The organism is Halomonas gemina, assembly GCF_023554995.1.
Lineage (GTDB): Bacteria > Pseudomonadota > Gammaproteobacteria > Pseudomonadales > Halomonadaceae > Halomonas > Halomonas gemina.
On record NZ_JAMJPK010000003.1, the window covers coordinates 542,089 to 564,999 of the forward strand.

Annotated in this window: 24 protein-coding genes; 9 read left to right on the top strand and 15 right to left on the bottom strand. The window is 61.1% G+C overall.

Translation table 11 applies throughout. From position 1 onward, the window contains the following. Positions 1-3: 3 nt before the first annotated feature. Entirely contained in the window at positions 4-1,041 is a 1,038-nt protein-coding gene (locus M8009_RS09185) for a hypothetical protein (protein WP_250060523.1), read from the bottom strand. Between the two features lie 204 nt (positions 1,042-1,245). Between M8009_RS09185 and M8009_RS09190 the strand changes: the two genes are divergently transcribed. After that, a complete protein-coding gene (locus M8009_RS09190) occupies positions 1,246-1,470 on the top strand; it encodes an amphi-Trp domain-containing protein (RefSeq protein ID WP_250060524.1) in 225 nt (74 codons plus the stop codon). A 33-nt stretch (positions 1,471-1,503) separates the two neighbouring features. Here M8009_RS09190 and M8009_RS09195 read toward each other — a convergent pair whose 3' ends face one another. Next, on the bottom strand, positions 1,504-3,345 hold the full coding sequence (locus tag M8009_RS09195) for a DUF3413 domain-containing protein (RefSeq protein WP_250060525.1): 1,842 nt from the start codon (positions 3,343-3,345) through the stop codon (positions 1,504-1,506). A gap of 197 nt (positions 3,346-3,542) precedes the next feature. Between M8009_RS09195 and M8009_RS09200 the strand changes: the two genes are divergently transcribed. Continuing rightward, positions 3,543-4,223 (top strand): TVP38/TMEM64 family protein, encoded by a 681-nt coding sequence (locus M8009_RS09200; protein WP_250060526.1) that lies wholly within the window; start codon positions 3,543-3,545, stop codon positions 4,221-4,223. On the opposite strand, the gene M8009_RS09205 is transcribed toward M8009_RS09200, so the two are convergent. From M8009_RS09205 to M8009_RS09230, 6 genes are all read right to left on the bottom strand, one after another. Further along, positions 4,220-6,454: a glycosyltransferase gene (locus M8009_RS09205; RefSeq protein WP_250060527.1), complete on the bottom strand. Its 2,235-nt coding sequence runs from the start codon at positions 6,452-6,454 to the stop codon at positions 4,220-4,222. The two genes, M8009_RS09200 and M8009_RS09205, sit on opposite strands and share 4 nt — an antisense overlap. Before the next feature lie 369 nt (positions 6,455-6,823). Then, positions 6,824-7,435 carry an exopolysaccharide biosynthesis protein gene (locus M8009_RS09210; protein ID WP_250060528.1) on the bottom strand — a complete coding sequence of 204 codons (612 nt, stop codon included), beginning with the start codon at positions 7,433-7,435 and terminating at the stop codon, positions 6,824-6,826. A 1,003-nt stretch (positions 7,436-8,438) separates the two neighbouring features. Beyond that, positions 8,439-8,564: a PRC-barrel domain-containing protein gene (locus M8009_RS19315; RefSeq protein ID WP_430886901.1), complete on the bottom strand. Its 126-nt coding sequence runs from the start codon at positions 8,562-8,564 to the stop codon at positions 8,439-8,441. 300 nt (positions 8,565-8,864) lie between these two features. Continuing rightward, positions 8,865-9,116 carry a TFIIB-type zinc ribbon-containing protein gene (locus M8009_RS09220; RefSeq protein WP_284047760.1) on the bottom strand — a complete coding sequence of 84 codons (252 nt, stop codon included), beginning with the start codon at positions 9,114-9,116 and terminating at the stop codon, positions 8,865-8,867. Between the two features lie 443 nt (positions 9,117-9,559). Then, positions 9,560-9,889: a DUF427 domain-containing protein gene (locus M8009_RS09225; protein WP_250060530.1), complete on the bottom strand. Its 330-nt coding sequence runs from the start codon at positions 9,887-9,889 to the stop codon at positions 9,560-9,562. A gap of 261 nt (positions 9,890-10,150) precedes the next feature. After that, complete coding sequence (locus tag M8009_RS09230; RefSeq protein ID WP_250060531.1) at positions 10,151-10,399, bottom strand: HP1242/YdcH family protein; 249 nt, start codon at positions 10,397-10,399, stop codon at positions 10,151-10,153. Between the two features lie 232 nt (positions 10,400-10,631). Here M8009_RS09230 and M8009_RS09235 point away from each other — a divergent pair, with 232 nt between their 5' ends. The 5 genes from M8009_RS09235 to M8009_RS09255 all read left to right on the top strand — a co-directional run bounded on the left by M8009_RS09235 (position 10,632) and on the right by M8009_RS09255 (position 13,891). After that, positions 10,632-10,919, top strand: coding sequence for a sll1863 family stress response protein (locus M8009_RS09235; RefSeq protein WP_250060532.1), 288 nt, complete (start codon positions 10,632-10,634; stop codon positions 10,917-10,919). A gap of 16 nt (positions 10,920-10,935) precedes the next feature. Then, the gene (locus M8009_RS09240) at positions 10,936-11,577 is read left to right on the top strand and encodes a 5'-methylthioadenosine/S-adenosylhomocysteine nucleosidase (RefSeq protein ID WP_250060533.1); all 642 of its coding nucleotides are present in this window, start codon (positions 10,936-10,938) and stop codon (positions 11,575-11,577) included. Between the two features lie 126 nt (positions 11,578-11,703). Beyond that, entirely contained in the window at positions 11,704-12,036 is a 333-nt protein-coding gene (hmuQ, locus tag M8009_RS09245; protein ID WP_250060534.1) for a heme-degrading protein HmuQ, read from the top strand. A gap of 16 nt (positions 12,037-12,052) precedes the next feature. Continuing rightward, positions 12,053-12,907, top strand: coding sequence for a sirohydrochlorin chelatase (locus tag M8009_RS09250; RefSeq protein ID WP_250060535.1), 855 nt, complete (start codon positions 12,053-12,055; stop codon positions 12,905-12,907). A 24-nt stretch (positions 12,908-12,931) separates the two neighbouring features. Continuing rightward, positions 12,932-13,891: a LysR family transcriptional regulator gene (locus tag M8009_RS09255; RefSeq protein ID WP_250060536.1), complete on the top strand. Its 960-nt coding sequence runs from the start codon at positions 12,932-12,934 to the stop codon at positions 13,889-13,891. On the opposite strand, the gene M8009_RS09260 is transcribed toward M8009_RS09255, so the two are convergent. The 6 genes from M8009_RS09260 to M8009_RS09285 all read right to left on the bottom strand — a co-directional run bounded on the left by M8009_RS09260 (position 13,865) and on the right by M8009_RS09285 (position 19,221). After that, entirely contained in the window at positions 13,865-14,602 is a 738-nt protein-coding gene (locus M8009_RS09260; RefSeq protein WP_250060566.1) for a glutathione S-transferase family protein, read from the bottom strand. The two genes, M8009_RS09255 and M8009_RS09260, sit on opposite strands and share 27 nt — an antisense overlap. A gap of 4 nt (positions 14,603-14,606) precedes the next feature. Beyond that, positions 14,607-15,650 (bottom strand): methylenetetrahydrofolate reductase, encoded by a 1,044-nt coding sequence (locus tag M8009_RS09265; RefSeq protein WP_250060537.1) that lies wholly within the window; start codon positions 15,648-15,650, stop codon positions 14,607-14,609. Further along, entirely contained in the window at positions 15,647-16,129 is a 483-nt protein-coding gene (locus tag M8009_RS09270) for a methylenetetrahydrofolate reductase C-terminal domain-containing protein (protein WP_250060538.1), read from the bottom strand. The genes M8009_RS09265 and M8009_RS09270 overlap by 4 nt, the downstream gene beginning before the upstream one ends. A gap of 79 nt (positions 16,130-16,208) precedes the next feature. Next, a complete protein-coding gene (locus M8009_RS09275; protein ID WP_250060539.1) occupies positions 16,209-17,849 on the bottom strand; it encodes an acyl-CoA synthetase in 1,641 nt (546 codons plus the stop codon). A gap of 95 nt (positions 17,850-17,944) precedes the next feature. Then, positions 17,945-18,745, bottom strand: a complete 801-nt coding sequence (locus tag M8009_RS09280) for an enoyl-CoA hydratase (protein ID WP_250060540.1) — start codon at positions 18,743-18,745, stop codon at positions 17,945-17,947. Between the two features lie 26 nt (positions 18,746-18,771). Then, positions 18,772-19,221 (bottom strand): OsmC family protein, encoded by a 450-nt coding sequence (locus tag M8009_RS09285; protein WP_250060541.1) that lies wholly within the window; start codon positions 19,219-19,221, stop codon positions 18,772-18,774. A 360-nt stretch (positions 19,222-19,581) separates the two neighbouring features. Between M8009_RS09285 and M8009_RS09290 the strand changes: the two genes are divergently transcribed. Next, on the top strand, positions 19,582-21,006 hold the full coding sequence (locus M8009_RS09290; protein WP_250060542.1) for a dihydrolipoyl dehydrogenase: 1,425 nt from the start codon (positions 19,582-19,584) through the stop codon (positions 21,004-21,006). A 166-nt stretch (positions 21,007-21,172) separates the two neighbouring features. Then, positions 21,173-21,664, top strand: coding sequence for an Lrp/AsnC family transcriptional regulator (locus tag M8009_RS09295; RefSeq protein WP_250060543.1), 492 nt, complete (start codon positions 21,173-21,175; stop codon positions 21,662-21,664). A gap of 206 nt (positions 21,665-21,870) precedes the next feature. Here M8009_RS09295 and M8009_RS09300 read toward each other — a convergent pair. Then, positions 21,871-22,911: MFS transporter (locus M8009_RS09300; protein WP_250060544.1), on the bottom strand; the 1,041-nt coding region annotated here is incomplete at its 5' end.

Sequence of the window (22,911 nt, forward strand, 5' to 3'; positions counted from 1 at the left end):
TCGTCAGAACACATGAAGCAGGGTATAAGGCGCCTCGCAGGCGTGTCGTTCGTCGCGTTGGTCGATGCTGCCCAGTCCGAGATGCCGGTCATTGTCATAGGCAACAAACAAGCGCTCATGATCGAGCACGGCCATGCCCTCGGCCTTGTGCTCGAATTCCAGGGGGCTTCCTTCCGGTGTGGTAACCAGCGTGGGTAGTCGCCCCCCTTGCAAGTCCCCGAGGCCCATCACCCACAAGTAACCGCCGATACACGGCGCACCGTCTTTCTTGGTCTCGAAACTGGTCAGCAGGTAGAGCCGGGCATGATAGGGATCGTACTCCAGGCTCGAGAGACCACATTCGAAGCGCACGTTCGTATCACAGCCCGGGTCGAAGGTGTAGATCTCACGCATCTGGTCGATCAGTACCAGGTTGCCCTTATCGCTGATCTCGTAATGCGCCCCCACCAGTCGGCTGACATAGGCGAAGTCATCATGGGTCCTCCCCTGTTCGCGCACGCCGAACAGTAGAAGGCCATCGCCACGCTCGCCGGGAATCGCCGCCAGCCCCTCGATCTTGTAGTACGGGAAGCCGATCGCATGATCGAGCTTGCGGCGCAGTTCCAGGGAGCCTTCCACGCCGTCCCTGGGATCAGGGTCGACGACCTGCACCTTGTCCGGCTCACCCAGCGGCCAGATCAGCAGGTGATTGTAGGCGTTGAGATCATGGCTGACATCATCGATGCGATCGAAGCCGGTGGTGGCCAGGACATGACGGCCATCGGCGCTGAGGGCAAAGTCCTCATACTTGACCGCCTGCTTGATGAGCGGCGTGGTGAAGTACTCAAGCTCGCTGTCATCAGGGCCCTGTGATGTCATCGGAAGGGAAAAGACCGCAGAGCGTTGTTCGCCCGGTATCGGCTTGTCGCTGGCCAGGATCAATCGCTTGCCGTCGTACACCACCGCCGATACCTCGGCGTTGACCAGCTTGCCTTTCTCATCCCGCAGGCCAGCGGGGAAGCAGTGGATCGTGCCTTGCTGCAGAATTCTGGCGCTCGTCATGGTGAAGTCCTGACTGTCGGAAGCAGATGAAAGCTTACTAGGCCTCTGTGCGAGGGTCGAACGCTCAGAGCATCTGGATATGGTGACGGTGCTGTCGTATTTTCTGGCGTCGCCAGGTAGAGGGTGTATGGGACCTGCTAGACTGGACGCGGGCCTGCTTGCGCCACAGGCGCTGGCGACAACCAAGCCACCGAGGAGCGAAAAATGGGATCCAAAGACGAGAGAGACGTAGAAAAAGGCTACCCGAAGGCCGACTTCGTGGCCAAGCTACGGCGACTGGCGGATGCCATCGAGAACGGGGAGCGTTTCGACATTCAGATTGCCGGCGAGCGCATCTATGTCCCCGTCAGAGCCGAATTCAGCATCGAACACGAACGGTCGGACGATGAAGAGGAGATAGAGTTTCAGATCAAATGGCAAAATGAGTAGATCAAATCATCAGATGGAGCCGTCGTCCCTCCCTCAACGATAGAAGCGTGACAGGGCCTGGAGCACCTGGGTAGAAGCCACCGGGTCGGGGCGCACCTCGTCGAGCTCGTTCATCCGGTAGTCATAGACCTCGAAGGTTCCCGCCGGATGAACGGCGACCTGGTAGTCGGGCATCAGGATGCCGTAGCCCATGTAGCTGCCCGAAAGCATCCACTCCCGCTTCGCCTTTGGCTCCAGCAGGTTGTGACCGAGGGAATAGCGCTCCGGGGCGGACTCGCAGCCCAGCACCTCCTCGAGCAGGGTTGGCGCGATGTCGGCATGGTGCGAGCGTCGGGTAATCTCGCCGCCCGGGTGTCCCGGCAGGTGCATCACCAGCGGAACCTGGACCTGTTCCGGCGTGTAGTTACTGCCGTGGCCCCAGTAGTTCTTGCCATGCTCGTTGAAGGACTCTCCATGATCCGAGGTGATCACCACCGCGGTGTCCTCCAGTAAGCCCCGGGCATCCAGGTCGTCGAGGACCCGCCCCAGCTGCTGATCCACATAGCGTGCCGCGGTCCGGTAGCGATTCCAGTAGGGCTCGGGATCGAAGTCCGGTCCCAGGGCGATATGGTTGACGCTCTCCCAGTAGGGGGTGAAGCGCGGGAAGTCGGGCGGATGGCTGTACCCATGCACGGCGTCGTAGAAGAGGAAGCTGAAGAAGGGACGATCGCCCGGGTTCTGGCTCTCCTCGCGGGTCCACGCCAGCCAATCATCGGTGATCTGGCGGTCCCGCTGCCAGGGATCGCCCTGAGCCGGCTCCAGTGAAACCTCTTCGAGGCCGGCAAAGACATTGCGATCGAAGGCGGGACTCACCAGGGTCGCCGAGGAGAGCACCTCGAAGCGATAGTCCTGGGTTTCCAGGGTCTCCATCAACACCGGTGGCGTCTGACCGGCGGTAAAGGCATCCCAGTAGGTGACCGGCAGGCCATAGAAGAGGCTGAACACGCCGGCCTTGGTGGAGTTACCGCCGCTGATATGCTCGCTGGCCTTGATCCAGCCCGGCTGGTTGGCATAGCGATGGAGGTTCGGCATCACCTGCGGATTGAGCATGTCGTGACGTAGCGTATCCAGCACGACCAGCATCAGGTTGTCCGGGGAGGCCGATGTCGTGCAGGACAGCGGGGCCAAGGGGTAGCTCAGGTCCTGCTCGCCGCCCGGCGCCGCCTCCAGATCCACTGCATCGCGCACCGCCTGGGCATCCACCCAGCCCTGCTTGACGAAGAAGCGCTTGGCGGTGGCCGGATAGAAGACCGGCACATGGCGGGTCATGCCGGTGATCTCGCGGTCATAGTGGGCATCCGCCCAGGCATGCCAGCCATGCACGCCTAGCAGAGCCGTGACACAGACAGCCAGCGTCGACCACACGGGCCTGGACAGGAAGCGTCGCTTCAGCCACAGGCCCATCACGCCCTGGATCACCAGCATGCCCAGCACCCCGCCGATGGCCAGGCTCCAGGCCACCCAGGAGAAGCTGAACACATCACCGCCGGCATTGAGCAGCAGGTCGAGGATGAAACCGCTCAGGTGGAAACGATACTGGGCGTAGACGAAGGTATCGAGCAGCAGCAACAGCTGCAGGGTGCTGGCCCAGAGGGTGGTGACCAGCCACAGCCACCTACCCCGGATGACGGTAGCCAGCAGGAACAGCGGCAGGGCACCCAGCCAGACCAGCAGGGCCAGATGACCGAGGAACACCAGCGAGAGATAGCCCCATTGCGCTGCCCCATCCGGGTCGATATAGGGCACATAACGACTGGCGATCAGCCAGGCCAGCAACAGGTTGGCAAGGGTCCAGGCGCCGAGCCAGCGCCAGCGATGGAAAAGGTTCGCGATCATCGAGAAGTATCCGGAACGAGCGACCGGACGGCAAGCAGAGGGAGTCCTCGATGCCGGCAGGAATGGCGAAAACGGCGAAATAGTAACCCAGCCGTGAGAGATGCCCAAGCGTCTACGCGATCGCCAGTTACCGGCTTGGGCCGATGGCCTACCTGACGTATCCTAAGCGCCTCATTTGTTCGTCAAGATCCCAGTCCATGTCTCGCTCTCTTGGCATTACCCTCGGTCTGCTGGCCGCGCTGGTCGCCTTCGGCCTGCTCTGGCAATGGCTCGCCATGCAGGATGTACTGACCGTAGACGCCCTGAAACAGTGGATCGCTCAGTCCCCGCAGTGGCGCGACAGCCCCTGGCTTTTCCTCGTGGTGATCGGTATCTACGTCGGTGGCCTGCTGGTGATGTTTCCGCTGAGCATCCTGGTGGCGGTGACAGGGCTGGTGTTCGGCCCGACCTGGGGCTTCGTCTACGCCACCCTGGGGACGCTTGCTTCCTCGGTGGTGTCCTACTGGGTGGGACGGCGCCTGGGGCGCGAGACCCTGATGACCTACGGCGGTCGCCACCTCAAGGGCATGTCACGCTACCTGGCACGCCGCGGCATCCGCACCATGACGGTGATCAACCTGCTCCCCTTGGCACCCTTTACCCTGACCAACATGATGGCCGGCGCCTTCCACCTGCGCTTTCGCGACTACATGATCGGCTCGACCTTAGGCATCGTACCGGGGCTGGCCGTCGTAACTCTGCTCGGCAGCCAGCTTGGTGCCCTGGTCACCGCAACCGATCGCGGGGAGCTATTGTGGTCGCTGGCCGGACTGGCCGCGGGCATTGTTATGCTGGTGGCGCTGCGTCAGTATTCCCGGCGCAAGGGCAAGCGCGGCTAGCGACGCCAGCGCCGGCCACCGTGGTACTGCGCCAACAAGAAGGCGTAGAAGTCGTGGACACGACGAGCGAAAGCGCTGACATCGTGATCACTGGCAAAAACCCGTGCCTGTTCGCCGAGGGTGTCGCGCAGGGCGGGATCCTCCATCAGCACTTGCAGCCGCGCTGCCCAGGCCTGGCGATTCTCCGGGGTCTTGAAACCGTTCTCCCCCTCCCGGATGACATCGTCGATACCGCTGGAGCGTACCGCCACCACCGGCAAGCCAGCCGACATGGCTTCCAGGATGACCATCCCCTGGGTTTCCGACTTGGAGGCGAAGACGAAGATATCGCCCAGATGGTAATAGAGCGCCATCTCCTCAGGCGACACAGCGCCCACCAGCTCAACCTGCGCATCAAGCCCCAGCGCCTCGATACACGACTGGATATGCTCGCGGGCCGGCCCATCGCCGACCAGCAGGAGCCGGAAGTTGGCATGGCCGCGGTCGCGCAGGCCGGCCAGGGCTTCGAGCATGAATTCGATATTTTTCTCCTGACTGATCCGCGACACACTGACCAGTACCACCTCATCACCGGCGATACCATGCGCCTGGCGCCGCTGGTCGAGGCGCTCTTGGTCCACCTGCCTGAATCGTTCGACATCGATTCCCGTGGGCTGCACCAGGGTATTGGTGGTCACGCCGATCACCCTCAAGTATTCCTCGGCGGAATGAGTCGGCACCACCACCCCCTGACAGCGGTTGGAGAATCGCCGGATCAGGTAGTGGGAAATGAGATTGCGGAACAGCAAGCCGGGAAGCGGCACGAAGTGCGAATAGTGCTCCAGGCGCGTGTGGTAGGTATAAACCACCGGGACCTTGAGACGACGCCCCATGAAGAGACCCAGCGAGCCCAGCCAGAAGGGATGGTGGACATGGATGATGTCGGGCTTGAACGCCCTCAGGCGCCGATACAGTCGCCACAGGAAGGGATTCGACAACCTAAACTCGCCCTTCTCGCCGAAGGACACCAGGGTCGGCGCCCGTTCGATGTCGTCATCGTCATCCCACGGCTCACGATAGCGCGGCACGAACAGCAGCACCCGATCGCCCATTTCGCTCAAGCCACGGCGTAGCCGGTCCACCGAGACGGTGACACCGGACACGAAGGGAAAGTAATTATTGGAATACATGCCGACTCGCAACGCTCGTCCCTGGTAGGGGGTGGGGTCGACGTCGAAGTCAGGGTAATAGTCACGCTCCTCCGTGATCAGCTGATGCAGGTGAAAAGCCAGCAGCAGCAGCGCACTGACGATGAGCAGGAAGCGCAGGTAGCTGACATAGAAGAATGAATAGATGGTCCCCCAGAGACTGTCCAGGGTCTTCTGCCAAGCCGGCAGGGTGACATCCAGGGGCACTGGCTCGATTGTAATGCCATCACTGGACACCCGAACATCTATGTAGTGATGAAAGCTCGATCCACTGTCGACGACTAAACCACCCGCACCACCTGTGGTCACATAGTCGACGCCGTTGACAATTTCATGATGGAAAAGCGTCAGGTTCGCCGAGAAGACCACATCCACGTCGTACTGCTCGAACAGCGTGATCAAGCCGTGGCGAAAGGACGGGGCCTCCAGGTAGTGATCGGATTCAAAAACCGGTGTATCGGCCAACTCCCGATGCACCGGAAGGCCGATAAAGACGAAACGGTGTGATGCTCGCGTGGCACTGAGCTCCCGTTCCAACCAGTCCAGTTGCCAGGAATAGGAGGACTTCCCGGTGCCGTCGAGAAACAGGAAGTGAGCATCATCGGCCACGAAGGAAAAGAAGTGCGGCCCGAATTGTTCATAGAAACGGAAGCTTCCGAAATCGCTCTCTTCGTTATCGCCGAAGGTCAACAGGTAGGGCATCTCGAGGCGCCCGAAGATGCGGTGGACCAAGCGATAACTTTCTTCTTGACCGCCGGACACGGCATTGCCTGCCGAAATTACGAAATCATAACCTTGATCATTGATTCTTGGAACGATTTCATCCTGAAAGACCCGCACTGAATTATTGACATTACCGACGACGGCAAACCGGAAATCACTTCGCTCTCCCACTACCTGTCGAATCGTATTCACCTGATCAGCATGAACCGACGTAAAAGCTGGTTCAGTGAGATGTAGGTAACCTTGATGCAGCACCAGCCCGAAAAGTAAAATAAGATTGGAAAAATAGGCAAGCCGTAGCCAGACACTCCGTTTTCTCATTCACCTTTTCTCCTTGCGTATTCCGCGCCATCGTGACCGACCGTTTCGTTTTATCGTGACCACCTGTTCCGGGCTATCGTGACCGGCCATTTCGTATCAGCGACGAGCAGATAACAGCATGCATACGCATCATTCCCTGAATCTTGGGTTAGTATGTCGTCGCACTACCACTGGTTGCTTAATCGGTGCGGATTGAAGTGGACCCCACCCCCTAGTACACAAGTCGAGTTTTGGCTTTCGACCAATGACTGTCCTGTCCTTTCCTTGTCCATCTACTAGCTTCCCAAGCAACTAGGCTTTCGATACGAGAGTACGTTGTGAACTCGGCCTGACAGCCGAAAAAGGAAGCTGCCAATGATGATTACCGGTTCAGGCTGATGTGAGCAGTGATTCCTTAACGAAAATTTCGATTAGCCACCAGCTACCACCGATGATGGCTGCGGAGACAACACCGGACACTAGCGCAAGGCCGAGGCCGGCGGCGACTGCGATGCCATCTCGCTGGGCAAGCCCCAGCGACAGAATCAGCACGGCCAACCCAGGCAGTGTATTTCCAAATGGAATCGGGAGTGCTATCAACAAGGCCAGGATAAAAATAACGACGCCGATGCTTCGAATCGCCAATGGCGTGCTAAGACACCCTAGGCGCACGCTCAGGCGCCGCTCAAGCTTTTCGAGATGAGGGGTCGCCCTGCCCAGGATCCGCTCCAGCTGTTGCCGCCCGATGCGCAGTTGGGCAATACCCGTCGGCAGCCGGACGCGCTTGGTGCCGATTGCCATCTGTATGCCAATGAAGGCTAGTGCCGACCCAAATACCATGCCTGCGGGAATGCCTGGCGTGGGCACGATCGCAGGGATCGCGAAAAGCAATAGCGCTAAGGGGATAGCACGTTCATCGAGGACGACCAGAATGTCGCCTAGCGTCGGGCGCTGGTCCTTCAGATGACCAGGCAGAGCACGCAATACGTCGGCCAAGCTCATTTCTCACGCACTCCATCCACGCCGCAGGAAGATTGACGTGTGGAATAGTATACGGGTAGCGGGTAGATAGGTATCCAGCGCCGCCAATTTTTTGCTATGGCACTGATTTAGCGTGTATTGTCTGGTCATCGGCGTTCCATGCGCCAGCCGGGCTTCACGGCGACATACCGGGGAAAGGCAAGTCGAGTCTCTCATTAAAACCTGGCGGCTCCCCACGAATGTTTCGCTATCCGTCCCGTCCCATAAGTCTTGCCCCTGATCCCCTGGCATCCACGCATAAAGCACTTTTCATGAAGGCCAGAGGATGGCAGTCGAGGTTGACGTGCCTTAGGCAACGGTCATCGCCTGGCATTGTTGGAGCGACTGCCCAGGGCAACGCCGCGGTCGAGACCTTGGCCAACACCACCAATCTGACCATCGGGAATGCCTTCCAATACCTCCGAAAACTGCGGCGACCAGATCTCGTACCGCCTAGCCGATGAGTGACTCGGCACACTCCTGGTCTGCTCAGACCGGTAGCCGTGACCAACTTGGTCGAGATGGAGCGGCTGGTGAATCGGCTGAAAGCGTAGAGGCTTTTGTCCGTGCTGCCGGTGTCACGGTTGCGGTGACGTTTGGCATCACGGCGATCCACATCGATGGCGGTTACCAGGTGGTCGTGAAGAATATGAAGGCTGCACGAAATCGAAGTAGAAAGCCTCGGGACGTGCTTCTTCGCTCCGGGGCAGCTTTTGCTGCGGATCGAAGACCCATAATCCTTATCCTGAAAAAGGTGGGGCTGAGTGAAGTAGTCCCCGAAAATCGGACGAGGGTGGGGACCACTTTAGAGGAAGTAAGCGGGCGCGGGTGGCTTTGCGCAAACGCACCCCCCCCCCCCGAGGTAGGTGTTAGGTTGTCAGTCGTTCTTCCATTCCGGCAATTGCTCGAGTTACTCGCGTGTCATCGAAACCGTGAGCTTCTCGCGGTCGGCTTGAACGCCGATTTGCTCAAGGTTCAGCACCACCTAATGATCAACGACACCGAGGAAGCCGCCGATATCAACGGTGATCGCTACGACCTGGCCCTCGCCGTTGACCAGAATCTCCTCAACCTTGCCGACCTCCTCGCCGTTTGGCCCGATCACGATCATGTCCTCGATACGGTCGATGCTCAGCCCGAGGGGCTGGACTACGAAGTCCTCGTATTCCTGAAGCTGGGAGACATCAGATACCGGGGCGGCACCACTCTGTTCCTGAGCCTGAGCGGCAGCGAATGGCAGGAAGGCAGCGGCCGAAAAAGTGCCACGACGGGAAGCTTGAGCATGAGGTGTACTCCTTTTGATACGTTGAGCACAGGAACCATAAACGCTCTATATGCTGATTTCCACCATTTTGCCAAGGCAATCGTATACCCGGAATGAATCGCTTTGTTAGGCCTTACTATGCTCATATTAGAAATTAAATATCTCACCCAACAAACCACCTTTCTTTTTCTTATGGTAATCATGATTGCTAGAATGTCTGGATGGCTCACGATAGTCTCCCCTAGGCTGGGATTGTGGCGTAGATACGCTGCGCTCAATAATTTTGTCTAGCTCCCCGCGATCCAACCAAACGCCTCGACACTTTGGACAATAGTCTATTTCTATACCTTGACGATCGGTCATCACTAGATTTTCATCGACACATATCGGACATTTCATTCTTTTACTCCTAAGGCCTAAGGAATAGCGGGCTGCGGTCACGCACGTCCCGACGTTGGATTTTGACCAGCCGACGCGCTACGTTGGGACAAATTGGGCCCGTTGGAGACGAGAATCATGACCAACATCACTGCCCGAACGCCTCACAACAGACCAGTACGCGCGCAACCTAACGCCTCAAGCCGTACACCGGCCAATATGCCCTATAGAAGCTGTGTAGCAGCCTGATGAGCGGCTTAGTCAACAGGCATTTATCGCCATGCTCCGTACGGTGAAGAAATGCTGAACAGTTATGCTACGCGATCGAACACCTCTCATCCTATTGAAATCCCCAAGGGCTAAGTTTAGTTCAAAAGTATAACACCAATCATCGTGCATGCTGCATATTCCCAATGAACGTGCCCGCTGCCTTTTTCGGCATGGCCGCTTAGGGTCGAAAGAGGTCACTCGCTGACTCCTTGGTAAAACACCAAACGCCCCCCAATCTCTCCGATTTCTCCCTTTGGCCGTTCATAACTCCACGCCACATCCTGGTGCTCGCCAAAGGAGTAGTAGCTGGCATCACCCTTGAAGGGGCAGTAGGTCACGGTCTCGGAGGGGGTCAGCAGGTCCATCCGCACATCATCGCGGGGAAGGTACTGGCGGGGCGGGTAGCCGCGTTCGCGGAGTTCGATGGCGTGGGTGGTATCGGCGAGCAGGGTGCCGTCGATGACGACCCGCACCCGACTGGAATGCGGGTGCAGCGTGATGCGCGGCTCGGGGGCATCAGTCATGGTCGTTCCCTGTAGCATTTTTCTAATATGCCAAGCAGGGTAGCAGCCAGCCGAGGCAGCGCCGATGGCCAATCGCTTACATCGATGGTCTAGTGTTGGGTAGAGACTTCAGGCAAAGCGTAATGAGCTGGGCGACTCCCGCCATGACGCCCGGGCCGGCATTCGAGCCGGCGCCGGGTACGACGGGGAGTCGCTGATCGAATCGATCAAATCCGCCCGTTCCCGCTTCAAGCGGGGCTGACGGGCACCAGCAAACTGGAATTAGGCCGACGCTGCTCGCTCAAGATAGGTCGCGATTTCATCCTTGAGCGCGACACGCTTCTTGCGCGTGTCTTCCTCTATGTGGGTAGCGACCGGCTCGACTTCCGTTTCCATGCGATGTACCTGCCGGTTGATCTCGTGGTACTCCTCGGCAAGCTTCGCGAAATGAGCGTCTGATTGCTTGAGGTCATGGATGCGCTCAGCGTGCTCGGGAAACTCTTCAGCAAGTTCGTGCGGCGTGTGGCTCATGGCACCTCCCAGGTGCAAGTCAGTGTGTTGCCAAGACAGTTCACGACACTATCAGTGCCCTACCGGCCAGTCCATGCGCTCGGTCAATTCTTGGTGACCTCTCCCGGACAAGCTCGCCCACGGCTTGCGTCGCCCCCCTCTCGCCGTGCCACCCTGAAAGCACTGCCCTCTCGGCCCGAGGACAGGCTATCTTCAAGGTTCCATGAACCGGAAAACGGAAAGGAGTTGCCCCATGAGCAACAGGGAAGCCTACGAACAGAAGCTGCGCGCCAAGCTCGATGAGCTGCAGGCCGAGGTGGACAAGCTGAAGGCCCGCGCCCGCAGCGCCGAGGCCGATGCACGCATCGACAGGGAAGAGGAGATCGACCGGCTCGAGGCGAAGCGCGAGGAGATGCGCCAGAAGCTCGAAGAGCTGCGCCACTCCAGCGACGACGCCTGGGACGACATCAGGGCCGGCGCGGAGCGCGCCTGGGACTCGCTGAGCGAATCGATCAAGTCCGCCCGCAATCGCTTCAAGTGACCGAGTAGGCGCCTCGATGCGCTCGGCCAGGCTGACGGAACTGGGTGGCCGCGACGTCCTCTTCGTGATGGCGGCCGAGGCCGAATACGGCCCGCATCTCGAGGCGCGTTTCGCCCCCTTCATGACCGGCGTCGGCCCCGTCGAGGCAGCCGTCGAACTCACCGCCGCCCTGGCCGCCCTCGCCCGGCACCAGCGCCTGCCGCACCTCGTGGTATCGCTGGGATCGGCCGGCAGCCGGGTTCTCGAACAGTCCGAGGTCTACCAGGCGACCTCCGTCACCTACCGCGACATGGACGCCTCACCGCTGGGCTTCGCCAGGGGCGCCACGCCCTTTCTCGACCTGCCGGCGAGCGTCCCGCTGCCCCTGCGCATTCCCGGCATTCGGGAGGCCTCGCTGTCGACCGGCGCCAATGTCGTCTCGGGCGCGGCCTATGACGCCATCGCCGCCGACATGGTGGACATGGAGAGCTATGCCTGCCAGCGCGCCTGCATGCGCTTCGAGATGCCGCTCGTCGTCCTGCGCGGCATCTCGGACGGCAGGTCGGAACTGCGCCACATCGACGACTGGAGGCAGACGCTCCATGTCATCGACGAGAAACTGGCCGCCGCCGTCGACCGCCTCGGCGAGGCCATCGCCGAAGGCCATGTGACGCCATGAGGCGCCGGGTCGTGGCAGGCCGGAGGCCAGCGCGCGGCGCGACGGCTTGCGGTGGCCTTGCCGAGCCTCGGTGAAGGTGCCATCGTCACCCCTCCCTTCCCTGCCTGACGACAAGGAGCGAGCACCGTGTACATCGCCATGAACCGTTTCCGGGTCAATCCCGAGAGGACACAGGAGTTCGAGCAGATCTGGCTGGAGCGGGAAACGCACCTGCAGGGGCTGCCCGGCTTCGTCGAGTTCCACATGCTGCGCGGCCCCGAGAAGGAGGATCACGTGCTCTACGCCTCCCACACCGTCTGGCGCTCGCGCGAGGACTTCGAGGCCTGGACGCACTCCGAGGCCTTCCGCAAGGCGCACGCCAATGCCGGCCAGAGCAAGCGCGAGGGGCTCTACCTGGGTCCGCCGAGTTTCGAGGGCTTCGAGGTCATCCAGACAGTCAGCGAGGCGGACAAGGCCTGACCCCAGCGAGGCTTCCATGCGAAAGATCCTGCTCGTCGACAACGGCTCCCTGCGCCCCCAGGCCACACTCAACCTGCGCCGCCTGGCCCGGGCCTTGAGCCGGACCACCGGCCACGAGGTCGAAGCCGCCTCCCTGCTGCACTCCTACAAGATCCCCGCGGAGGAGCTGGAGGGTCGCAAGGCGGTCTCGCTGGGGCCACTGGCCGAGCAGCTGGCGGCAGAGGGCGCGACCGAGCTGGTCATCCTGCCCTTCTTCTTCGGCCCCAGCCAGGTGTTGACCCGCTACCTGCCGGAGCGGCTGGCCGAGGTGCAGGCCCGATATCCGCAGCTGGGCATCAAGGTGACGCTGCCGCTGGTCGACAGTCTGGCGCCGCTGGACCTGCGCCTGGCGCAGCTGCTGGCCGACAACGTGCGCGAACGGATGGATGGCCGCTCGCAGCCGAAGGTGGTGCTGGTCGATCACGGCAGCCCGATTCCCGAGGTCACGGCGGTGCGCAACTACCTGGCCGGCCAGCTCAGCGTGCTGCTGAGCGAGGAGGCCAGCTGCGTCACCTTCGCCTCCATGGAGCGCCGCGAGTGCGAGGCCTACCGCTTCAACGAGCCGCTGCTGGTCGACCTGCTGGCCTCGCCGGCCATGGCCGACAGCGAGGTAATACTCGCCATGCTGTTCCTCTCGCCGGGGCGTCACGCCGGGGAGGGCGGCGACATCGCGGAGATCTGCGAGCAGGCCATGGCGAATTCGCCCGGCCTGCGCGTCACCACCACGCGCCTGGCGGGTGAGCACGATGCCATCCTGGAGGTGCTCACGACCCGTCTGTCCGAGGGCCTGGTCGGCTCGCCGCTGCTGCTCTCGCTGCCGGCGAGCGCGTGAACGCCATTCTTGTGAGAATTCGTCATGTTACGGCTCCCACCCCTGATCGCACTCTCCTATTTCGAGGTCGCCGCGCGAACCAAGAGTTTCGCCGCGGCCGCCAAGGAGCTCAATGTCACGCCGGCGGCGATCAGCCACCAGATCAAGTCCCTTGAGGAGTATCTCGGCGTCGATCTGTTCGTCCGCCACCACCGGCGGGTCAGCCTGACCCCGGCCGCGCGCGTGGCCCTGCCGGAGCTGCATGAGGGGTTTCATGCACTGGGTCGCGCGGTGGACAAGATCCGCGCCTATGGCGAAGAGCGCCTGATCGTCACCGTGTGCGCCGAACCGCTGTTCGCCACCAAATGGATCGTGCCGCGCCTGCACCGCTTCTACGCCCGTTGCCCGGACGCCGAAGTGCGGCTGCAGGCGAGCCTGCATACGGTGGATCGCCTCCGTGATAGCGACTTCGGTCTGGCCGATCTCAAGCGCGCGGGCATCGACGTTTCCGTGCGACTCGGCTACGGCAACTACGCGGACCTGGAGCCCCAGCGGCTGATGAGCCTGGATCTGGTGCCAATCTGCGCACCGGAACTGGCCGCCACCGTGGAGGGTGTCGACGCACTCCGCGGACTGCCATTGCTGTGTGACAGCACCCTCACCCGCATCAACGAGCCCTACGGCTGGAAAGAATGGTTCAAGCAGCAGGGGTGTGACATCGGAACCCTGCGGGAGCTGCGATTTGGCAACGGGCTGCTGGCACTGGAGGCGGCCATAGCCGGCCAGGGCGTGCTGCTCGGCAGTCGGGATCTACACCAGGCGGAGCTGAGTGCCGGGAAGTTGTCGGTGTTGGCCGATTGTCCCCTGAACTGTGACCAGGCGTACTACGTGGTCAGTGCGGGCGAGGGCCTGGAGCGACCGATCGCCGGACAGTTTCGTGAATGGTTGCTGGATGAAGCCAATATGCCCTCCCCCGATCTAGCCGGTAACGCCGCGCAGGTCTAGGGCAGGGTAGTCGGGCGCGATGAACAGCCGCCCCACGATGCCTTCTGCGTTGGCCGCACGACGTATGCCCGGCCGCTCGGCCAGCGCCTGCAGCACGCCGACGAGTCTCGGCAAGCGCTCCCAGGGAAGCGCACGACAGGGGTCATCGATGGGGTAGAGCTGCATCCAGCGCACCAGACAGGCCAGGTAAGGATCGAGCACACTGGGCCCTTCCTCGAGCAGCCAGGGCTCCCGGCCATGCTCGGAGAGCGATTCCAGCTGCATGAGATGCGCCACAAGACGGGGCCGCAGGGCATCGCGCAGCCGCTGGGCATCCCCCGCTCGAGGCGCATAGCGTGGCGTGTAGAAGCAGAGTCGAAGCTCGGCGTGGACGGTGTTGGAGAGAAAGAATAGCCAGGCCAGCAGGCGGCCACGGGCTGCCGGTTGTGTAAAGCGTGCGGCGTGGCAGCGTTCGGCAAGGTGCAGGAGGATGGCACCGGTCTCGAAGAGCGCCGTTCCATGGCGCTCATCCACCAGTACCGGCAACAGGCCCTGGGGGTTGAGCCGACGGAAGTCCGGGTCATCCAGTCCACCGGCGGCCCGGTCGATCCGCACCTCTCGATAGGGGATACCTTCGCTCTCGAGCACCATGCGCACCACCAGGTTGGCGCTGTCCGGCGAACAGTAGAGACGGTAGTCAGGCACCGTCCCGGTGCCGGTATCGAGGTCCATCACGCTAGAGCTGCAAGGCTTCTGGGGATTCGGGGTTGAGCGCTTTCGGGTCGTCGCGCCCCGGGTACCAGGGCACGCGGCCTTCGAGCACCCCCGTCGTCTCGATGATCTCCGCCACACTTTGCTCCTGGCGGTAGGCCATGATGTGCGCGCCGCTGACGCCCGGAATCTCGCGGATTTCGTTAAGCAGGTCCATGCAGAGTCGCTTGCCCTCCTCCTTCTGGTTCTTGGCCCCCTCGAGCCGAGTGATCACCGCGTCAGGGATATGCACCCCGGGGACATTTTCGCGGATCCAGCGAGCGCTGCGTGCAGAAGCCAGGGGCCCGATCCCGGGCAGGATGAAGACGCGGTCGGGGCCCTCCAGCAGACCGAGGTCGTTCACCTTGAGCATGAAGTCGCGCAACCGCTCGATATCGAAACAGTATTGGGTCTGGATGAACTGGGCACCGGCCGCCACCTTCTTGGCCAGGCGAAGGGGGCGCCAGTCCAGCGGCGGCACGAAGGGGTTCTCGGCCGCACCGAGAAAGATCCGTGGGGGCGTCTCGATGCGCCGCCCGCTCTCGAAGCGGTGCTCGTCGCGCATGCCACGGGCGACCTGCAGCAGCGATATGGAGTCGAGATCGAATACCGGCTTGGCCTGGGGATGGTCGCCGGCCTGCACACCGTCACCGGTCAGACACAGCAGGTTGCAGGCGCCCATGGCCGCTCCACCGAGGATCTCGCCCTGCATGGCGATGCGGTTACGGTCACGGCACGATATCTGCAGGATGGTGGCATAGCCGACCCGGGTCAGCAGCGAGCAGACCCCGGCGCTGGACATGTGACAGTTGGCGCCGGAGCCATCCGTCGCGTTGATGGCATCGACATAGCCATCGAAGATTGCCGCCCGCTTGAGCACCTCGGCCGGGTCGGCAGAGTCCGGCGGGTCGATCTCGCTGGTGACTGCGAACTTGCCTGCCCGCAGCACTCGCTCCAGCCGCCCGGGGGAGACGTGACCGGGCAGGATCGGCAGGGAGTAGCCCGGAACGGGCTCGTCATCGAACTTCATCTTGTTGTCTCTCTGTTGGCGGTTGAAGAGGCGGTACCGTCCCGTTGGCGAACCACGCGAAGCCAGGACGAGCTTCCCGTGAGGCGGTGGTCGACCGGCAACTGGACAACGTGGATGAGATCGCCCTGCTCCATGCGACGACTTCCTTCCCAGGCATCGACCCAGACACACACCATGTCTGGCTTCACCTCGCAATGTCCATCGGCACGCACCCCGCCACAGGGTCCGTTACGCATTGTCTTGGGGCAGTTCATGGGACAGGACATGCCGGTGGCAGAGAGAATGCACTGACCGCACATCTGGCAATCGAAAAGCGCCCCCTTGGCGGCCTTTTCCACCATCCTCACCGGCGCCTCGACGCGCTCATGACCCAGTCGCCGCCACAGTGGAGCGAGCTTGACCAGCACCGGCTCGAAACGTCGGTAGATCATCTCAAAGACTCTGGAATGGCGAACCACCCAGCGACGCACCCTGTGCATGATATTTTCCTTCTTTCGTCGAGGGGCACTGTCCTCACTCCACCAGTGCCGCTGCTTCAACTCCTCATCCTCGATCAACTCAGGCTGACAGACCAGTCTCGAGCTGCTTGCGCAACAGGAACTTCTGGATCTTCCCCGTGGGGGTGGTCGGCAACGGCCCGAAGATCACCTTCTTGGGCGCCTTGAAGCGGCTGATATTCTCCTTGCAGAAGCTGATCAAGGCGTCTTCACTTAGTTCGCTACCGGGGCGCAACTGGACGAAGGCCGCGGGAACTTCGCCCCACTTGGCATCCACCATCGCCACGACCGCCGCGAGTTCGACCTCTTCATGCCGCTGGATGATCTCCTCCACCTCCATCGAGGAGATGTTTTCCCCGCCCGAGATGATCACGTCCTTCAGTCGGTCGCGAATCTTGATGTAGCCATCTGATTCCACCACGCCCAGGTCACCGGAGTGAAACCAGCCGCCGGCAAAGGCTTCGCTGGTAGCGGTCTCGTTGCGCAGATAACCCTTCATGACAATATTGCCTCGAAACATGATCTCGCCGACCGTCTCACCGTCGGCAGGGACGGGCTCCAGCGTGGTCGGGTCGAGTACCGCGATGCACTCCTGCAGGGGATAGGTTACCCCCTGGCGTCCATTGAGCCGGACCCGCTCCTCCAGGGGGTATTGGTCCCAGCCATCCTGCTTGGCACACACCGACGCGGGGCCGTAGGTCTCGGTCAGCCCGTAGACGTGAGTAAGTTCGACACCGAGCTTCTCCATCCGCTCCAGCACGGACGCCGGCGGCGCCGCACCGGCGATCAGTCCCGACACCTTATGGTCGATCGGTTCCTGCGCAGCACCGGCAGCATCAGCGATCATCGAGTGGACGATGGGCGCACCGCAGTAGTGGCTGACCCGATGCTGCCTGATCAGGCGCAGGATCTCCTCAGGGTCGACCCGGCGCAGGCAGACGTTGGTCCCGCCGATCGCCGCCAGCGTCCACGGAAAGCACCAACCGTTGCAGTGAAACATCGGCAGTGTCCACAGGTAGACCACGCCGGAGGGCAAGGTCCAGGACAGCACGTTACTGACGGCATTCAGATAAGCACCCCGATGGTGGGTGACAACCCCCTTGGGATTGCCGGTGGTGCCGGACGTGTACCCCAGCGCAATCGCATCCCACTCGTCGACCGGCAGCTGCCAGTCATCCAGCGCTTGCTGCTCGGCCAGCAACGCCTCGTACTCCAGGTCGCCGATCAAACGCTCTTCGCCCTGACTCGGGTCGGATACGTTGATCACCCTGGGTGCCGGCCCTTCCAGCCGAGCCAGGGCCTTTTCGACCACATCCACGTACTCGGGGTCGACCAGCAGCAGGCGCGAGCGGCTATGCTCGAGGATAAAGGCCACCGCCTCGGGGTCCAGGCGAATGTTGATCGCATTCAACACCGCTCCCACCATGGGAACCCCGAAGTGAGCTTCGTACATGGCCGGGACATTCGGCAACATGACGGCCACCGTATCGCCCCTTGTGATGCCGAAATGTTTCAACATGGAGGCCAGCCGACAACAGCGGGCATAGGTCTGCTGCCAGCTGTAACGCGTCTCGTTGTAGATCAGCGATGTCCTGTCAGGATAAACGGCAGCAGCCCGTTTGATGAAGCTCAAGGGTGACAGCGGTACATGATTCGCCGCCGTTTTCTCGAGAGCATCATTGAAATGGCAAATATCACTCATGGTTTAACCCCTGTTGTTGTAATGGAGGGGTCAGCACCCCAGGCTTTCAACTGGCATGTCGTTTCTCTGACCCACGCAGATTTTTCGGACAAAACCTAGTAGCCAGGCTGCTCCCAGATGGGTTTACGCTTGGCGAGAAAGGCATCGATCCCCTCACCTGCGTCGGGGCTCAGCATGTTCTCGGCCATCACATCGCCGGCAAAGTCGTAGGCGTCGGCCAGGGCCATCTGACGCTGGGGATGGAGCATGGACTTTCCAAAGCGCACCGCCGCAGGGCTCTTGCTCAGGACCTGTGCCACCTTGTCGGCCACGGCAGCTTCCAGATCGGCATCATCGGTGACGCCACTCAACAGCCCCCATTCCAATGCCGTATCCGCATCGATAAAGTGGCCTGAGACCAGCATGTCGAACGCCCGCTTGGAGGATATGTTGCGTGACAGCGCCACGGCGGGGGTCGAGCAGAACAGGCCCACGTTGATGCCCGATACCGCGAAGCTGGCCGAGCGGGCAGCGATGGCCAGGTCGCAGCTGGCCACCAACTGGCATCCCGCCGCCGTGGCCATGCCCTGGACCTTGGCGATGACCGGCACCGGCAGCGCGACGATACTCTGCATCACGCGGCTGCAGCGACGAAACAGCGCCTGGTAATAGGCCTTGTCGGGATTGGCCCGCATTTCCCGCAGATCATGACCGGCGCAAAACCCCCGCCCCGTGGCACCGATCACCACACAGCGAACGGCGGGGTCGGCGGCGATGGCATCCAGTTCCTGCTGAAGCGCTTCCAGCACCGCCTCGGAAAGGGTGTTGAACTTATCCGGCCGATTCAATGTTAGGGTGACAGCCCCGTCTTTATCCTCTCTGAGCAGGATGCTTTCCGAAGATTGGCTGTAATTCATATATGACTCCTGACAGGAATGGCTGATTAACTATTATTTATCGTCACCTCGGCGGTGATCGAGTTACGGATAAAACAGTTACGATGGGCGCTGGCGTGGATTCTGGATATCGCCTTCTGATCCGGCATCTTGTCGCCGCCGAAGTTGATGCGCGGCGACAGCACGATCCTCGTCATCTCCATCCCTTTCCTGTCGTTGCTTTCTAGATGGCCGACCGGGTCGTCCTCATAGGATTCGACCTGATACCCCTGGAATTCGGCGATGGCCAAAAAGAACAGCATATGACAGCTGGACACCGCGCTGACCAGCATCTGCTCCGGGTCGGCACAGTTCGGATCGCCCTTGAATTCGACCGACGCGGAAACGTTGACCTGCTGGCTACCATTCAATGTAACCTGATGGTTGCGCGAGTAGGTGTTGGCATCGGTTTCGTGAGGGTTGTGCTGCCAACGGATGGCGGACTGGTGGACTGACATGGATAGGCTTCCTTTCTGCGAATCACTGAATCGTATGTGATCCGGGAAGCGCCCGGAAAGCGACGATTTCTAAGCAGTTGGATTAGCCTGGCTAACGTGAGGCCTTGCAACCCCTGGAGGAAGGGCCCAGGTACACCACCCTCCCCCACCGGGAGCGGACCCGGACCGCCAGGCCATCACCCATGGATTAGAAAAAATAACCCAAATACTTAGAATCTATCGCTTTACCGTATCAAAGGCCCCGGATAGCCTGCCTGGGGCTGACGACATTCAATCTCTCTCACTTGAAACAGCACAACCTTTTAAACATCACTTCGCCAGCCCTTTATCATTAGCACACCTTCTACGATGAGGCGCCGCATGAGCGAACCTGCCATGAAGACCATGAATGTTGAATATGCAATCATCGGCGCCGGCACCGCCGGGCTGGGCGCCTACTCGAAGATCAGCCGCAAGACCGACAGCCTGGTGATGATCCAGGATGGTCCCTACGGCACCACCTGTGCACGAGTCGGCTGTATGCCCAGCAAGCTGATGATTACTGCTGCCGATTATGCGCACCACTTGAATACCAGCGAGTTTTTCGGGGTAACAGCGACGGGGCGCGTGGATGGCCGCAAGGTCTTCGAACGGTTGCGCCGAGAGCGAGATAACCGATTTGTCGCCAACAATCTCCGCTACGTCGACAAGATTCCGGCCCACCACAAGCTTGAGGGGCGCGCCAGGTTTATCGGACCGGGCCGCCTCAAGGTGGATGAGTCGGTCGAGGTCAATGCGAAGAAGTTCATCCTCGCCTGCGGCTCCAGCCCTGCGGTCAGCGAGGTGTTCGAGCCGGTAATGGCCCGCGTCCTCACCAGCGATACGGTCTTTGAGCTGGAGGACCTGCCACGCTCGATAGCCGTGATCGGCACGGGAGTGATTGCGCTGGAACTGGGGCAGGCACTCCATCGACTGGGAGTCGAGACGACAATTTACGGTCGCTCCGGAAGGATCAATGCCCTCACCCATCCGGCCATGCAGCAGGAAGCGCTCGATCTCCTCGGCACCGAACTGGATATCTACCCCGTCGGCCAGGTGGTGAGCACCTGGGAGGACGCTGAAGGCGCCTGGATCGAGTACGAGCAATCGAATGGACAGCGGGTCACCAAGGTGTTCGACAGGGTACTGGTGGCCATGGGAAGGATCCCCAACGTAGACCGATTGGGTATGGAGCATGCGGGCGTGGAAGTCACCGAAGCGGGCGCGGTGCCATTCGATCCGCAGACGATGCGCTGCTCGGACCTTCCAATCTTTATCGCCGGCGACGTGACCGACCACCTCCCGTTGTGGCACGAAGCCTTCGATGAGGGGCGTATCGCCGCCGATAATGCATTGAACTATCCGAACCCGGTGCCTGCACAGCGTAGACCGCCGTTGATGGTGGCCTTCACCGACCCTCAGATCGCCACCATCGGCCAGAGCTTCCGGCAACTTGAAGGCCAGGAGATTGTCATTGGCGACCTGCCGTTTACCAGTCCTCGCCATGTGGTCTGGAATAAGGTCCAGGGGCGCATTCAAGTCTACCTGGACGCGAAGACCGGCGTCATACTGGGCGCCGAGCTGCTTGGTTACAAGGCTGAACACCTGGCACACCTGCTTGCCCTGGCCATCACGCACGGCATGACGGCTGAGCAGGTCCTGTCGATGCCGGTCTACCATCCCAGCGCCGAGGAGCTGTTACGGGACGTCTTGATCAACGCTCGGGATAAGTGCAGGCGCTACGCAGCCGAAGACATGAGCCATTGACCCACCTCATTCATCATGGCGCGAAATACGCAGCGTCTCTATCAGTCCATGTGTCTACCCTGACGAGGCCAATTCCATCACAACGATCTAAACTGTGCGCTCAGGCCAAACCCGCATGCAACGAAGACGGCCCTCCTTCGGGAATCACAATAGAGGCTGAGAACACATGAGGAAAATTACGATCGATGCTGCGGACATGCGTATTCTGTCCGCAGTGCAGCAGCACGGGCAGCTCAGCAAGACCAGACTGTCAGAGCTGGTCAACCTATCTCCGACGCCATGCTGGATTCGTTTCAACCGATTAAAGGAAGCCGGCCTGATACGTGGATATCATGCGGACATCTCGCTGGACAAGATCGTGGATGTCTCGAAAGTCATTGTGACCGTTTCGCTGAAGGGACATCAAAAATCGGCTTTCGAACGCTTTGAGGCCTATATCCGTCAGGTAGATGAGATCATCGAATGCATGGCGACGGGTGGCGGCATGGATTACGTCCTGAAAGTCGTCACGCCCAGCCTTTTCGCCTTTCAGCAGGTAATGGACAGGCTTCTTTCAGAGGAGCTGGGAATCGAGCGTTACATGACCTACATCGCAACCAAAGACATAAAATCGACTCAACCCAAGCTTTCCTGCTTGATGGCTGAATCAGAAAATTGAACCGGAGGCGCAAGAGTTCGGCGACAGGCTCCGTTATCTTATCGGCAGTCCCCCGGGAGGAGCGACATCATGCAGATCACCAACACCGAGGTCCAAGCGGTCGCCAAGACGCTGTGTGATCAATCGGGGACATGAGCCGGGTATCGGTCACCGGCTCATTTTTGCCTGGGGAACTGCTCAAGTGCCCGGATACCCCAGGGCCGCCGTTATGGGTTGACGGCGGGCTTTTCAGCCTCATCCACATTTTCAGCTTCATCCACATGGGGCTCTAGTGGCTCGCCCTCCTCGTTCTGGAGCTGGTGATCGTACGCTGCCTGGAGGCCGGCGTCCTCCTCGTCCTCCTCGGCCTGGGCGATGTGGCCCGGGTAGAAGGGCGACAGGATCGCCACCAGGATGCCGAGCGCGGCGAACATGGCGAAGGCATCGGCGTAGCCGAAGGTATCCACCAGACCACCGACGAAAGGCGAGCCGGATGCCTGCCCCAAGGATACCGCCATGAAGGGCAGTACCGGCCCCATCGACAGCCGGCCCGGCAACAGGCGGATGCCGGTCATGAGATAGAGCCCCGTCAGACTCATGTAGGCCAGGCCGAAGACCAGCGCAGAGAAGGCCGCCAGCCATGACTGTCCGGGGCTGGCGGCAAGCAGTGCCAGGCTCGCGGCCAGCATCATCAGCATCAGGGCCTGCGTGATGGGTGGGTTGTTGCGATCGGCCAGGTCGGCCACCACGGCCCCGCCGAGGCCGGCGATGCCCACCGAGAGCCATAGCCATCCGGTGGCGCTGGACGGCAGCCCGCCGAGGGTGACCACCAGGTCAGGGGCAAAGATCCAGTACGCGGAGGAGATGAAGCCCATCAGGAAGGCAAACAGCGAGAGCCTGACAAGGCGTGACCATGGCAGTTCACTGATCGGGGGCGGCGGCGCGGCGTTCCCCGGCGTGATCCGCGACACCGAGGGCAGGAAGAGCCACGCGGCAATGACGCCAATGCCTGCCAGGACGGCGAAGGAGAGGTACGCGAGACGCCAGGCGCCGGCCAGGAACAGCACCGTCGGCACGGCCACGATCACGCCAATGCTGGTGCCTGCGTTCATGACCGAGCTGACGCGCCCATGCATCGAGCGTTTGACCATCGCCTGCATGGCGGCCGTAAGCGCCGGCATCATCAGACCGGTGCAGATGCCGCACGCGAACACCCCCGCGCCCAGCATCAGCGCGTCGGCGGCCAGGCTGATAAACGCCACGCCGCC

Bases quoted from the DNA above. Each gene is read 5' to 3' on its own strand.
- M8009_RS09285 (WP_250060541.1), bottom strand. From the start codon at position 19,221: ATGTCAGTCCACCAGTCCGCCATCCGTTGGCAGCACAACCCTCACGAA.
- M8009_RS09230 (WP_250060531.1), bottom strand. From the start codon at position 10,399: ATGAGCCACACGCCGCACGAACTTGCTGAAGAGTTTCCCGAGCACGCT.
- M8009_RS09255 (WP_250060536.1), top strand. From the start codon at position 12,932: ATGTTACGGCTCCCACCCCTGATCGCACTCTCCTATTTCGAGGTCGCC.
- M8009_RS09220 (WP_284047760.1), bottom strand. From the start codon at position 9,116: ATGAAATGTCCGATATGTGTCGATGAAAATCTAGTGATGACCGATCGT.
- M8009_RS09260 (WP_250060566.1), bottom strand. From the start codon at position 14,602: ATGGACCTCGATACCGGCACCGGGACGGTGCCTGACTACCGTCTCTAC.
- M8009_RS09265 (WP_250060537.1), bottom strand. From the start codon at position 15,650: ATGAAGTTCGATGACGAGCCCGTTCCGGGCTACTCCCTGCCGATCCTG.
- M8009_RS09210 (WP_250060528.1), bottom strand. From the start codon at position 7,435: ATGAGCTTGGCCGACGTATTGCGTGCTCTGCCTGGTCATCTGAAGGAC.
- M8009_RS09200 (WP_250060526.1), top strand. From the start codon at position 3,543: ATGTCTCGCTCTCTTGGCATTACCCTCGGTCTGCTGGCCGCGCTGGTC.
- M8009_RS09205 (WP_250060527.1), bottom strand. From the start codon at position 6,454: ATGAGAAAACGGAGTGTCTGGCTACGGCTTGCCTATTTTTCCAATCTT.
- M8009_RS09190 (WP_250060524.1), top strand. From the start codon at position 1,246: ATGGGATCCAAAGACGAGAGAGACGTAGAAAAAGGCTACCCGAAGGCC.
- M8009_RS09195 (WP_250060525.1), bottom strand. From the start codon at position 3,345: ATGATCGCGAACCTTTTCCATCGCTGGCGCTGGCTCGGCGCCTGGACC.
- M8009_RS09185 (WP_250060523.1), bottom strand. From the start codon at position 1,041: ATGACGAGCGCCAGAATTCTGCAGCAAGGCACGATCCACTGCTTCCCC.
- M8009_RS19315 (WP_430886901.1), bottom strand. From the start codon at position 8,564: ATGATCGTGATCGGGCCAAACGGCGAGGAGGTCGGCAAGGTTGAGGAG.
- M8009_RS09225 (WP_250060530.1), bottom strand. From the start codon at position 9,889: ATGACTGATGCCCCCGAGCCGCGCATCACGCTGCACCCGCATTCCAGT.
- M8009_RS09275 (WP_250060539.1), bottom strand. From the start codon at position 17,849: ATGAGTGATATTTGCCATTTCAATGATGCTCTCGAGAAAACGGCGGCG.
- M8009_RS09240 (WP_250060533.1), top strand. From the start codon at position 10,936: ATGCGCTCGGCCAGGCTGACGGAACTGGGTGGCCGCGACGTCCTCTTC.
- M8009_RS09235 (WP_250060532.1), top strand. From the start codon at position 10,632: ATGAGCAACAGGGAAGCCTACGAACAGAAGCTGCGCGCCAAGCTCGAT.
- M8009_RS09270 (WP_250060538.1), bottom strand. From the start codon at position 16,129: ATGCACAGGGTGCGTCGCTGGGTGGTTCGCCATTCCAGAGTCTTTGAG.
- M8009_RS09250 (WP_250060535.1), top strand. From the start codon at position 12,053: ATGCGAAAGATCCTGCTCGTCGACAACGGCTCCCTGCGCCCCCAGGCC.
- M8009_RS09280 (WP_250060540.1), bottom strand. From the start codon at position 18,745: ATGAATTACAGCCAATCTTCGGAAAGCATCCTGCTCAGAGAGGATAAA.
- M8009_RS09295 (WP_250060543.1), top strand. From the start codon at position 21,173: ATGAGGAAAATTACGATCGATGCTGCGGACATGCGTATTCTGTCCGCA.
- M8009_RS09290 (WP_250060542.1), top strand. From the start codon at position 19,582: ATGAGCGAACCTGCCATGAAGACCATGAATGTTGAATATGCAATCATC.